The sequence below is a fragment of the Pseudomonas sp. AM8 genome, from assembly GCF_036346475.1.
In the GTDB taxonomy this organism is placed as follows: domain Bacteria; phylum Pseudomonadota; class Gammaproteobacteria; order Pseudomonadales; family Pseudomonadaceae; genus Aquipseudomonas; species Aquipseudomonas marginalis.
Genome location: NZ_JAOTNX010000004.1, coordinates 55,589 through 68,391 on the forward strand (window position 1 = coordinate 55,589; position 12,803 = coordinate 68,391).

Sequence of the window (12,803 nt, forward strand, 5' to 3'; positions counted from 1 at the left end):
GTGTTTTGGAATGCCTCCGAGGTACAGTTTCGGTACAGTCCGTGCCGATGTCTTCGGAGAACAGCATGGCAACTCTCGTAAAAACCCCATCAGGAACGTGGAAAGCGGTCATCCGAAAAGTCGGATGGCCGACAGCTTCCAAAACGTTTCGCACCAAACGCGATGCAGAGGATTGGTCACGTCGAACCGAAGACGAGATGGTCAGAGGTGTCTACATCCAGCGCAGCGGATCGGAGCGCATGACCCTAGAAGCGGCGCTGAAGCGTTATCTGTCTGAGGTCACTCCTACCAAAAAGCCTTCGACTCAGAATGGCGAAGCAAGCAAGGCAAAGAAGCTCACTACTGAGCTGGGTAAATACTCGCTTGCAGCCCTCTCCAGCGAAATCATTGCAGCTTACCGTGACAAGCGACTGTCTCAGCCCGCTGCCCGCAAGCGCACATTGACCAGCAACAACACCGTTCGACTTGAATTGGCGCTTCTCGGCCATCTCTACTCAACAGCAATCAAAGAATGGGGCCTCGGCCTCACGTTCAACCCTGTCGCGAGCATTCGAAAGCCCAAACCTGGAAAGGGTCGGGAACGACGTTTTGTAGGCGACGAAGAGGAACGGCTTCTGGGTGCGGCTAATGCTCATAGCAACCCGATGCTCGGATGGATGGCGCGAATAGCCGTAGAAACGACCATGCGCTCATCTGAGATAACAACGCTTACGCTCTCCCAAGTGGATCTAAAAAAACGGGTCGTACACCTTCCGGATACCAAAAATAATACCTGTCGGACCGTTCCGCTCAATAAGCGCGCGACAGATGCAATACAAGCGGCGGTGGGCAACCCTCTCAGACCGAAGGACTGCCAGTTTATCTTCTTCGGTGAACCTGGCAGAGATGGGAAGCGTAGGCCCTACGCCTTTAACAAAGTCTGGGCAACGTTAAGGAAGCCGCTCGGGATGACGGATTTTCGTTTTCATGATTTGAGGCATGAGGCCGTCAGCCGACTTGTCGAATCCGGCCTATCTGATCAAGAGGTTTCAGCAATCAGCGGCCACAAGTCCATGCAAATGCTTAAGCGCTACACCCACTTACGCGCAGAGGATCTAGTCGAGAGACTGGATAGCATCGACAAAGACTAGGCTTAAACAGGGTAGAAAAGATTCTGCATGCGGAATCTTTTCCTGAATTGCTTACCCTCTATGAACGTTGCCAAGACTCTCCTATCGGCTTGAAAACTCCGTTACCTGCCTCTTCTCACCTCCGCAACAAGCACCCGAGTCCTTTCTTGATTGGTTGCTGTCTGTACACCGAAACCAAAGCCCGCCCTTGGTACATCTCCCGCCGTTTTGAATGACCGCACGCCTACCCAATCAAGATAGTGAGGCTTTTCGAACCAACACCGCGGTTTTGGGGCACTCGACTTCCACTATTTAGGTTATTAGCCCGCCTTAAAGGATGTCTAAATGACCGCGAACCAGACTCGAATTGAGCAGCAACTGATCGAGCGTTACGGCCCTCTGCTAACCAAAAAACATCTTGCCGAGCTGCTTCATCGTAGTGAGAAGGGCCTGGATTACACTTTGACTCATCCATCTGAAAGCGCTTTCGCAGAATCGCTGCATCGGATGAAGCTCCGTCTGGGTCGCCTAATTTACTTTCGCGCTACAGACGTGGCCGTGTTGCTGGCGGGGGCTGAATGATGCGACACGATCTCACGCTCACCAGAACTAAACACTCGGCATGAGCACTTCGGAAGGCATTACTCGTCCAGCAAGCCCCGATAAATCCGCACCGAGCCCATTGATAGGCCGCCTAGAAAACCTGATGCAGCGCTCATTGGAAAGGAACAAATTTGCAGCTGCTTCCGAAAAAGCGCAAAGGCCAACAGTTGGGCGAACAGCACACAAAGTAGGTGAGGTGAGCGATCAATCAATAGCGGCTCAGCTTCCAACCTCAAACGCGAGTGAATACCACCAATGGGACGACAAACAGAATTTTTTCATCCCCACGCTTTATAGCTCTGCCACTCGAGACAACCGGAGTTTCATGGACGTCGCCATTTTCCGTCTCTCCAAACAAAAGCAGCGAGCTGGAGAGGTCATTCGATATAAGCGATCCGACGGTCACCTTGAGGTATCTAGCGGAGCGTTTGGGATGGCCACAGTTTGGGATTACGACATCGTTCTCATGATGGTCTCCCATCTGACCCGAGCGATGGATCGCTATCGAGATGGCGCCGGGGATAAACCAGGAAGAACATTCCGGCCGCATGCGAGCGAAATTTTGAGGTTCATACGGCGCGCTAATGGAAGCCGCCAGGCTCAAGAGATTGAAGCGGCGCTTGACCGTCTTCAGACCACGCGAATTAAGGACTTCCGTATGGAAGCTGATGTAAGTGAGACCGAGGCTGAAGGATTGATTAATCGTTATCGCGTCTTGTCTCGCACGAAAACGAAAAAAATCGATTTTGTTGAGATCGTGGCTCCGGAGTGGATTTATCGTGAAATAGTAAGCGGCGAATCACCATCGATAATGACGGTCCATCCAGATTACTTCCTCATAACGAAAGGTATCGGCAGGTTCGTCTATAGGCTTGCCAGGCTTCGTGCAGGCAACGGCGTGGCAAAATGGTCCTTTGAAAAAATATACGAACACAGCGGCAGTTCAGGGGGGGCAAAGAGATTTTTTCAACACCTTCGGGACATCATCAAAAGCGATTGTCTGCCCGAATACACCTTGAAAGAGGAAAAGGGAAGAAATCGTAACCCTTTGTTGGTGATGAGCAAACGGAGTCCGCCCTTGCCCTAGAAGTCCTAACCAGATAAACGGTGAAGTGCGCAAGCTAGGCTCGGACGCGAGCCGCAGCTTCCGTCCTTTGGGTGGGAATACCGTCTATTGGGTACCTAAACCGTCTATTGGGTGCTGGGTGACCGTCTATTGGGTACGTAAAACCGTCTATTGGGTGCGCAACGATTCAGTAACCGATTGAATTTAAACGATAAAATCACAGATTCACTCTCTAAATCTTATTAAATCTATAAATCTGTGGCAGAAATTGAATGACTAGGCCCGCACTGAACATCGAACCACGCGGCGCGCCAGACAACCTGACGACAACAGCACTAGGGACCTGTCTCTCTACCGAAGATAGGTGTCCGTGATTTCTGGACGAAAATGACCTAACTCCTGGGAGACAATAGCTTTTGCGCGCTGTACCTCACCTAGTGAAGCTTGCACCTCGCGGTTTCTGTCCTGAGCGTATGAATGTCTCAAACCATGCGCTCCGTTGCTGAAGCCCAATGCCGAGTTGCTCGCGCGCGAGAAAGATTGAGACCACGATTGCCCACCGGCTATATCGTAGAAGCTTTTGTAATGAATTCGACGATCTATGACAATGACAGGCGCATCTAGCCGGCGAGCTTCGAGTTGTACAGCCAAGTTCCTTGGCAAGCTTACTTCGCGGACGAGCCCTCCTTTTCCTACCACAGTATATCTAACACCTTCTCGAAACTTTCCTGGGTCCGCAGGACGATCATCCATTGCCCTTTCGGATGCTGGGAGTAGTGTCAGTAGTTCGTGAGCTCTCAGTCCCGCTGTAGCGGCCAATTCGGTGCTAAGCGCATTACGCGCGGTCTGATGAGAAAGAATTCTCTGCACTTGTTCGGCAGTGTAATTTCGGCTACTTAGGTTCTGTGGCTTTTCTGCCTGAATTACGCTCAAACGCTGCTTATCACTGAGCTTTCCAAGTTGGCGCAATACAGCCTGAAGAGCTTGCCGGTCTCTGTCTAAAGTTTTTTGACCGACTTCTCTGGAGCGCTCATACAGATAAGCTTTAGCTGCCTTCGGAGTAAGTTCGTGTAATGCTCCTCGTCCTGACCCACGAAGCCATTGTGCGGCCAATTTAAGGCTAGCCTCGTAACTATGTGAAGTGCCAAGCCCCGAGATAAGCCCGGAGTTATACATCGACTTACTAAGGATCTTTGCTTGAGTGGAAGGCTTGGCAAATGTTCTCTTTCCTCTAGAACGAGGACTCTTCATTTTTTTGCTCATTAATTACCTGCAACATTCTGACGATAGAGCTCAGGGACGTTTCCACTCCTTGGGCTCGCAGTTCTATAAGAATTTGCTCAGCACCAAAACCCCTTACATGTCGATAATTCTCGATTAGACCGATATATTTACTCAAGTGCCGACGATAGGTTCTTCGCTGTAAGCTCGTGTCTACGTCATTCCGGTAGCGTTTGAAATCGGAGTCTGAAATGGAAACCGAGTGTGGTCTCTGGGTATTTAATGATCTATGGATTGATCTTGAAATAGCTGAAAGACAGACCTTTACCTTACGCTGCTCAAGCAGCCAACGTTGAATCATCACCAACGTATAGCGCTGTATCCGGAGGGATAAAATCTCTTCGTGATGACCGTTCAGTTTACTATTCATAATTTTTTATGATCCTGCTGTAAGTTACAGCAACCACTTTAAAGACTTAAATTTCAGCTGCAACCCAAATGGGGCGCTTGGAATTCAAGTATGTGGTTCCGACATCCAGCGGATGCCTAGCCCCTTTTTTTGCAGTGTCGGACTTATCAGATGCAGATACCGAAGTACCGCAACGATGCGCTTTCGCACTCTCACTGTTTGCTTCGCTGTCTAATCGACAGAGTCGAAGGGTTGACCCCTTGCCAGGTTTTCGCGCCTGATACAACTCAATTTATTGTCAGAGTTAGACAGTGGTGAATCTGATGCACGATCGAAGCAAAACCCCGCATCAAGCCTAATACAACGCCTTGAGGTGATGGCTAATCAACTCAGGATGCCAAGCGTTCAGATTGAATTAGCAAACTGATGCTTGGGAAGCGAGGTAACGGGCAGCAATAGCTGCCGCATAACCCCGCACCACTCACGCAGACTGAATTAGCAGTCTAGAAAGAACGCACGAAATAGCGTGACATCCTGTGAGGAGAACTCGCATAGCTAGTTCGGGTGCAATTTGATCTTGCTATCGACGCTAGTTAAGGTCAATAGCAAATACTGAATGTCACATCGATTTTGCTTTTGATCGCGGGACGCGGCTCTGTTCATAGTGTTGAGCGTAGCGAAGCACCCTGACAGAGCCGCGTGCTTCGCACGCAGCAGCGCGTAAAGCGCTGCACGTTCAGCCTAAGCTGAACGAACTGAGATTTTGATGACACGCATTTCATGAGCCATTTTGACTGATCGCTGGCTAGCAGCGGGATTGAATTCGGATAGCCTGTTTTGACTTGAGCTTTACGAATTTTACTTCAGAGTGGAACTCCTTAAGGACAGGTGAGGAATTATCGTGAAGGTGCTTAATACTGAGATCAGTCGACGCAGAATGACAGCGCTAGTCATTCTGGTTACGGGATTCACTGTGCTGGAAAATTATGTGTATACAACCGCCGGCCCCGTATGGGCAGCACTTATTTTCGTGATTGGAACCGTATCGATTTTTATTACAGTGCCTAAAAAGATTTTCTCAAGTATAGAGGCTTGACATATGGGCGAGGTTGGTAATTTCGGGTGGTTATTTCAAAGCGGTCTCGATGCTATGATTTCATCGTTAATCTCGATGGGAACGAAGAATGCTGAGCTTGCTGAAATAGTTCGCCAGCTTGCCAGAGCCGTACCTTACATTTCATTGTCCTGGATTATTTGGAATCTGGTGCGAGGCAAGCCCACCAGTATACCTTTCGGTGTTTTCATTACATCGCTGTTCGTATTTATCGCTTTACAGTCTGAAACCGTGACCTTTCCTGGTCGTGCCAGTATGGAGATGACAAAAGGGCAATCATTTGCACTTAAAGTAATTCTTCCAACATATGAAAAGCTCGTCCAGGTGTATCGAACTAAAGATAACGAACAATCCGCGCTGACGATTGCCGATCTTACCGAACGGGAAATCAGTCCATTCATGGGAAGTGATTTGGCTAAGCTAATGAAAGATTACAAAGTATATTGCGAGCCAAGCCCTACTGATGACAATAACGTTCCGGAAACTACTTGGCAAGCTGTTGGGCTTCGGGGTGGTGGTGCGCTCGGAGTACCAGAATCTCAAGTTTCTATACTTAGTAGCAATACTGCCGATAAAGTTTCAGGTCTAAATTTTTCGTGGTTTTCACAAATTCGACAAGCTCAAGCCTTAATGGATATTTACAAGGCAGGCGAACGAAGGTCAGCGGGAAAAGCTGCGCTAGAGCAAATGAGTAGCGATAAATGGCCCACTCGAAAAAGATATTTGCTACCCAGTGAATCTGGATGGAAGTCTAGGTTGTCAGGTGGTGTTGAGGAACCCGCAGGCTACCTGAACCCTTGGGAAATTGCCGATGGTTCGCTTTCTGATCCGGCGTTGTTAGCAGAGCCTTCAGGTGTAAATAATAGATATTTCGTTCCGGAAAATTGCTATGAGGCTTATCAGGCTGCGCAAGCAGGTGCTGAAGAGGGATATAGGGCAGTGGGAGACCGTATTCGACCTTCTAATTTAGCACCTGATACAGAGCCGTCTGTTGTCGCAGGGGTTAGAGCTTGGTCAGATGTTGTCAATAAAAGCCTAGGATCTCTTTATTCCGGTTCTGATGGCTCGTCTTTTGGTTCAAAGGTTCGCGAAAATGCATCTGAGGCGATTGGAGCACTCAATGAAGCAAACGGTGCACTTGCAACTTTAGATCTAGCGGCAAAGCTTCCATGGTTTGTCTATTTAACAGCAATGGGACAAGCCGCTCTTATTCATATATTCCCGCTGGCAGCGCTTTTGGCATGTGTCTTTGGTATTGAGATATTGCTCTATTGGATACGGCTGCTTGTATTTACATATCTATCATTGTTTTTTGCTGAAGGTATTCTTTATTTAGTTGCTAGCCAATTAGCCAGCATTAGTTTTATACAAGCTGCAACTGCTATTAATAGCTCTGGTACGCCAATGGAGATTAATGGCATGCGCGGAGTTTTAGCCGGTGGCGCCGGATTCGTTATTCTGGTCGCGACATGGGCTGCTGCAGCGCTTTTGAGAGTTCAATCGCTACCAAAAACAGACAGTGCTGCCAGCTTCACCCAATTAGGAAGTATCGCTGCATCTGTCGCGGGCTCAGTAGTCGGCGGACTCTCTAAGATGTCGGCAATCAAGAGCGCCGGTCTAAAGCAAGAGCTACTCCGCGCAAAGATCCAACAAGCACAAAAAACCTTGGGCTCGCCTGGGTCGTCACCAGGTGGCTCCCCTAGCAGGGCTGATACGCCGCCGCCTTCACGGCAAAGCCGCGAGTCTGCCGGCCAACGTCTTTCTCGACCAAGCTCTGCCGATAGATCAGAAGGTCAGCAGAAAAATCGGACCACTCGTGGCGAGCGTGCCGAAAAACGTCGGTCGCCGCTCAACCCTTCGGACAATCAGTAGTGCGAAGCACACGCAGCGTCGTTGTGGACGTGGTTCTGGCACGCGAGTCCTCATGCTTCGATGCAGACTCGCCCCTGCTTGAGTGCACCCAAATGAGCCTTACATTCGATTATTACCTAACGGCCACGTACTGCGAAAACTGGGACAACCCGGTCGACCTCAGGTACCTGTTTGATGGCCTCGCCCCTTGGCCGGGATTGGTATGGGTCATGCGCGGGGATCAGTATTTTCTGTCGCCCCAACTGAGCGGAATAGGCGCTTATGAGTGGGATGAAACGACACCCATCGAGATTCGGCTTTTTGAGACGCCATCACTGGACGCTTTGACCTGGTATCTGGTGACTGCGGAGCTAAATCGACGAAACGGCTTTGATGACCGAATGGCGGAAATCCATGAGGTACAGCTGCAACACTTGATCAATGAGCTGCCAGTTGCGACGGTGCCTTACGTAGGGAGAGCTTGAAAAATGGCCCATCACAGGGTTGTCGTTGCGTGGGTGATCTCCGCGATCGCGTTACTTCCGATGACTGTTGCGTTGCTCCCTCAGGCGTCCTATAGCACTGCCCACAAAGCTTATCTGGCACTTCTGATCATCGCGACCATATCAGCAATATACGCAACGCACCGTACCCATCAGTGCACGCTTAGAAAGCGTTTCTGCTGGGTGTTGTGGGGGATCGTGGTCGCATTTCTCTGGACTTGGTATCGATGAAAAAGGAGCCCCCTTTGAAGCAACGGTGGAAGGTACTTTGTGTGGCCGCTTGTTGTGGCTTGGGGTTGACCCCTTGGGAAAAAATCCCAGAACTGATTTCGTCAGAGGTGAGTGGGTACTACATCAGCGACGGCGGATTGAGTACCGGTTATAAAGTGCTCAAGATCGACAGATCAGGGGACGGGAAAATGTACTCATACGATGCGATGCACCACGGGATCCTGAACGTCTACCCCTTCAAGTATTCATCCACTTTTCTGACTATCACTCTCGACTTTGCGGGTGGGGGCCAGGCAGTCCTTTCTGAAGGATGGTTGGGACTGGAAGGCCGTCTCCATTGCTCGAGAGGAAGCTGTGGTGGGCTAGGAACGGTTAGCCGCGTGGGTGAAAGCGAGACGGATCTTCCTGAAGCATTTCAGCGCGCCATATCAAAAACAATTTATTGATATATCAATATTTACTTATTGATATTTTTAAGATGATTGATATCATCGAGTCCGCAGCGCTTCAGGGTAGTAGAAGGGTAAAATCCAATAAACTCTGCTGCTGGTGATAGGGGGGAAGACCTACGGGCTGCCCCCCTGCTCCATTTCTGATGCGTGGTCTATGTCCTTAATTTTCGAAGCAGATCTACGGCGATACATTGCTGCCGGCCTAGCGCATGACATCTCGGTCTTGCACACCCGCGACGGATGGTCGCTGCGTATTCAATTGGGGGCTGAGTGTATGTCGCTGCGCCGCCAGCGCGGCGGCGAGCGGACTTTTAAGAGTCTCGACAAGCTGGCGGTCTTTCTGACGGAGCTGGGGCTTGAGCAATTAATTGTCCAGCTGAGGAATCCAAGCGATCACCCTTCAAAGGCTTCTGTCACGCCGTGAGACCGCAGAGGATTCCCGCTAAGGTCAATTTTTCAGGAGATAGTCGGATGTGGAGAAAATTTGGTTGCCTCATCGGGCTGTGTGTCGGCCTGAGTGGTTGTGGCAATCCGTTTGAGGGTAGCTATCGAGCCATGCAAGGCGTAATAGGGCCGCTGGTAGCCATCGATATTAAAGGCAGTAAGGCCACAATAGTGAAGGTCGATCCTTTTCAGAAAAAGGTCCTGAATGAACAAACCTGGGAGGCAAAAAGCGAAGGCGAAAAGCTGCTTTTGACTGATCTTAAAGGCAAGACATTTGCTTTCAATCGATCAGTTGATGAGAAAGGGCTGGATTGCCTGAATTGTGGCTTCGGCACAGGCATGCCTGAGAAGTGGCAGCAATTCGATCCAGACAAATAAGTGTAAGTCACTTAGCGATTGCCAGATGCTGAGAGTAGGCTAAAACGCCTGAAGCTTGGCGCATGCGCGTCGTTTGCTCAGGACCTGCTGGGCGATAGTGACGGTGACTTTTCAGATGCTTTTTTTTGCACCTAAGCCAGCTATGACGAGGCTTACAGGGCAATTATAGTCAGCAAGATAATTTAGGATATTTGGGAATGCCTTAGTGCCCACTTATCGTCGACCTCTGCTAGTCAGGTCACACCAAGTGTGCTGATCAAGCTCTATGCAAACGACTTTTCAAGTCGAGTGCAAATGAGTGGCCGCACAATGCAAACGGATCGTTAGGTCGAGTGCAATACCCAACGAGATTTCTTCCTAAGGGATTATTACGAATTAGCCCAGTCATCGGCTGCGGAAGACTTTATTTTAGCGACAGAGCACTGCCCTTTCTCTAGAGGTTGATGACAGTGTTTGCACAAGATGGCTTGCAACTGCACTTTCTCCGCGCAATGCGGACAAGTCTTCAAGGCTCGCTCGTCTTGTCGAGATTCGCGTGACATCACTGCAGCGCAAAGCAGAGCTAGGGGCCCGAAAATGCATCCAAGAATGAACCAACCAAACCCGCTACGTCCCTTCCCAGTAGCTATGACCGCACATACAACACCGATGATCAGCCAACAGAAAACCAGAAATCCCATGCTTTTTCTTCCTTTAAATTTTTTGCCTCAGTGGCATTAAGGCAGCACGTGTCAGGGTGCGCGACGACAAGCTAAGCAGTGGTGGCATTCTGCCGCCTTTGCTCGCCATATTCCATACCTAACATCGTCGTGCCAAGTAGCTCTAGCTAGTACCTGATCTTGAATGTGGGCGAATCCTCGGGGCGTAGCTGACGGCGATCATAGATCCGGGTCGTGCTGATATTGGCGTGGCCCAGCCAGGCCTGTACTTTGGCAATATCGGCTTCGTGCTCCAGCGCATTGGTCGCAGCCGTGGCGCGCAGGCCATGCACTCCCAACCCAGCGACATTGATACCTGCCGCCTTGGCATAGCTTCCGACCACTGCGTAGATTCCATTGGCGCTTATGCCTGTGCCTGTAGAACGTCCGCGTAGCGGCACAAACAGTGGCGCCTGAACGTCGTCCTGGTGATGCCCGGAACGCTCCAGGTACGCGTAGATACGCTCGGCTGCGGTCGGGTGCAGCGGTAGATAACGCAGCTTGCCGCCTTTACCGTGGATCTGCAGGTGCGTAATGCCGCGACGCTCCTGGATATCGGCGACCATCAACCGGGCCGCTTCCTCACGGCGCAGGCCGTGGTAAAGCAGTACCGCAAGAATCGCCCGGTCGCGTCGACCTTTCAGGGTTTCCGGATCCGGCGCATCGAGCAGGGCCTTGGCCTGGTGATCACCCAGTGCCGGCGTTTTTCCTTCGTTGGTTTCAATCTTGGGCCGCTTCACGCCGTGGACCGGATTGCCTCCCGAGACCGCATTGCTCTCCAGCAGATGATCGAAAAGGCTGGCCAGCGCTGCAAGTTTACGACGGATTGAGGCGCCGGCCAGTCCGCGCTGTTCGAGCTGTGCCCGCCAGGCTAAAACGTGCGCGCGGGTGACCGCGCGGAACTCATCGGCGCCGGTGAGCCCGACAAACCCGCAGAAGTCCTCCAGGTCGCCTTGGTACGCTCGCCGCGTGCGCGGGTTGTCGATGTTGGCAAACCACTCGACCGCCGCCGGCACGGCTGCTAGGTGCTGAAATTCCGCGGCGGTTAGCCGGCGTTCCTGATGGGTGATAAGTCCCGTCACGTCAAACCCCTCGCCAGTTATTCCGATGAACCTCGCGACACCGATGCACCACTTGCTCTACCAGAGAATTGCGTGGAGTGGCATGTATCCAAGAATCCTCAAAAGGTGGGAGCGGCCCATCGGTCTCCAGCACCGCATTCAATTCCAACGAAAGCAGGATCAGCGTTTTGAATGCGTTAGGAGCCTGGAGTTGTTCGAGTTGTTTTCTTTGGGTATCCATCTCATCTAGATGCGCGTGCTTGCCGTTCCATTCCTTGGATTTGTGATGCACCAAAGCGTTACGTGCCTTGACCAGGCCTTTCAGCCCATTGATGGCGGGGCCATCCGCATTCAGCGATCGACCACAGACCAAGCGTGGGACGACGAGCCATTTACCTACCACATCCAGCTTGTCCAGATAATCTTTTGCTAGGCGCTCTCCCAACTGGAGGGTGGCAAATTCGAACGCAGCAGCTTCTAAGGCCATCGCGGAGAAGACGATGGTTTTTATGGCTGCGACGTTTCTTCTAGTTTTCTGGTCGTCGTAGGCTGTCGAATCGCCGGGCCATTCTTGCCTTGGGAGCGGATTACCCTTCTCGAACAAAAAATATCCGAATGCCTCCTCCGCGATTTCACAATAGGTGGCCACCATGGAATCGACTAAGACCCAGCTATCGCGGACTTCAAACGGTTTGGTCGTGCCCATGACAGCCCCTGAAAAACTAACGATAACGTATTTTATCACCATATTTGAAACACCCCTCCCCCCTTCATGAGCTCACTGTTCTTAGCATTACTTGGCATAGTCGCGCATGAAACGATTGTCTCATGCGCGATTAATGGATACCGTGCATAGGAATTCAATTGTACGGGGTGGGTTATGGCTTTTAGAGCTGACGAAGCGGCAAGACTTGGTTATGAGCAGATGGAGTCCTATTTGATCCCAAGAGCGCGCGATGCGGACGAATATCAGAGAGCACGCAGCAAAGAGGCGCTTCAAGAAATTTCTGAAGAGCTTGGTCCTGTAGTCGATAGCTACCCTTCCTGGCACCCGCTCGTCAGCAATCATAACGACCGCCATCCAGCGACTACGCCAGGGAATCAATCTGGCTACCAGGGACTGGATCACACCAGATTTTTTGTCGGTGGATTCATCACCTGCCCCTATGGTGATGGCCAGAACGTACTGGATTCAGTCGCCAAGCTCCCCTACCACCCAGCAGCTGAAATTACAGCGGAGCGGCTGGATGTGAAGCTGTACAACACCGAGGCCCAGCCTATCTTGGTGAAATGTAATTGGAAAAAACGATTGTCGTCGGATGGAACGATCCCGGCTTCAATTGCTGTGCCTTTGATGCTGGAACAAGAGCTGCCGATGTGGCGGTGGGCTGAAGTCGCGGAGACCTGGGAGAGCATGCGCTTCTATTTACTCGGCACTCCTCATGGCAGTAGATCATCCCTGTTTGTGAATCAAGAGACAGGGCAAACAATGAAGAAAATTTGGAATGCACTGATCTTTACCGGCATGTACGGCCCCATCAAGGTAGGAGAATAGCCTCTAGCGATTCCCCGGCCTGATGGTCGCTATCAGGGATCTACCAACGTCTGATATTGGAAATTCCGGCTCGGCCCTTGTCTGAATGGCGATACGCTCGCGCATTGT

General features: G+C 51.0%; 11 protein-coding genes. 9 read left to right on the forward strand and 2 right to left on the reverse strand.

Going from position 1 to position 12,803, the window contains the following annotated elements; all coding sequences use genetic code 11:
* Positions 1-65 precede the first annotated feature (65 nt).
* The 8 genes from V3W40_RS11935 (at position 66) to V3W40_RS11970 (ending at position 9,381) form a co-directional block, all read left to right on the forward strand.
* Positions 66-1,130 carry a site-specific integrase gene (locus V3W40_RS11935; RefSeq protein WP_330215075.1) on the forward strand — a complete coding sequence of 355 codons (1,065 nt, stop codon included), beginning with the start codon at positions 66-68 and terminating at the stop codon, positions 1,128-1,130.
* Positions 1,131-1,454: 324 nt separating this feature from the next.
* Positions 1,455-1,691: a hypothetical protein gene (locus V3W40_RS11940; RefSeq protein WP_047295869.1), complete on the forward strand. Its 237-nt coding sequence runs from the start codon at positions 1,455-1,457 to the stop codon at positions 1,689-1,691.
* Between the two features lie 40 nt (positions 1,692-1,731).
* On the forward strand, positions 1,732-2,799 hold the full coding sequence (locus V3W40_RS11945) for a replication initiator protein A (RefSeq protein WP_330215076.1): 1,068 nt from the start codon (positions 1,732-1,734) through the stop codon (positions 2,797-2,799).
* A gap of 2,708 nt (positions 2,800-5,507) precedes the next feature.
* The gene (locus V3W40_RS11950; RefSeq protein WP_330215077.1) at positions 5,508-7,394 is read left to right on the forward strand and encodes a hypothetical protein; all 1,887 of its coding nucleotides are present in this window, start codon (positions 5,508-5,510) and stop codon (positions 7,392-7,394) included.
* Between the two features lie 92 nt (positions 7,395-7,486).
* The gene (locus V3W40_RS11955; RefSeq protein ID WP_068588503.1) at positions 7,487-7,858 is read left to right on the forward strand and encodes a hypothetical protein; all 372 of its coding nucleotides are present in this window, start codon (positions 7,487-7,489) and stop codon (positions 7,856-7,858) included.
* A 263-nt stretch (positions 7,859-8,121) separates the two neighbouring features.
* Entirely contained in the window at positions 8,122-8,553 is a 432-nt protein-coding gene (locus V3W40_RS11960) for a hypothetical protein (RefSeq protein ID WP_191959379.1), read from the forward strand.
* A 160-nt stretch (positions 8,554-8,713) separates the two neighbouring features.
* Complete coding sequence (locus V3W40_RS11965; RefSeq protein WP_191959378.1) at positions 8,714-8,983, forward strand: hypothetical protein; 270 nt, start codon at positions 8,714-8,716, stop codon at positions 8,981-8,983.
* 47 nt (positions 8,984-9,030) lie between these two features.
* Positions 9,031-9,381, forward strand: a complete 351-nt coding sequence (locus V3W40_RS11970) for a hypothetical protein (RefSeq protein ID WP_177141330.1) — start codon at positions 9,031-9,033, stop codon at positions 9,379-9,381.
* An 826-nt stretch (positions 9,382-10,207) separates the two neighbouring features.
* Here V3W40_RS11970 and V3W40_RS11975 read toward each other — a convergent pair.
* Both V3W40_RS11975 and V3W40_RS11980 read right to left on the reverse strand, forming a co-directional pair.
* A complete protein-coding gene (locus tag V3W40_RS11975; protein ID WP_191959377.1) occupies positions 10,208-11,161 on the reverse strand; it encodes a tyrosine-type recombinase/integrase in 954 nt (317 codons plus the stop codon).
* A gap of 1 nt (position 11,162) precedes the next feature.
* Positions 11,163-11,846 carry a hypothetical protein gene (locus tag V3W40_RS11980; protein ID WP_330215078.1) on the reverse strand — a complete coding sequence of 228 codons (684 nt, stop codon included), beginning with the start codon at positions 11,844-11,846 and terminating at the stop codon, positions 11,163-11,165.
* Between the two features lie 174 nt (positions 11,847-12,020).
* Here V3W40_RS11980 and V3W40_RS11985 point away from each other — a divergent pair, with 174 nt between their 5' ends.
* Positions 12,021-12,695, forward strand: a complete 675-nt coding sequence (locus tag V3W40_RS11985) for a hypothetical protein (RefSeq protein WP_183704191.1) — start codon at positions 12,021-12,023, stop codon at positions 12,693-12,695.
* Positions 12,696-12,803: the final 108 nt, after the last annotated feature.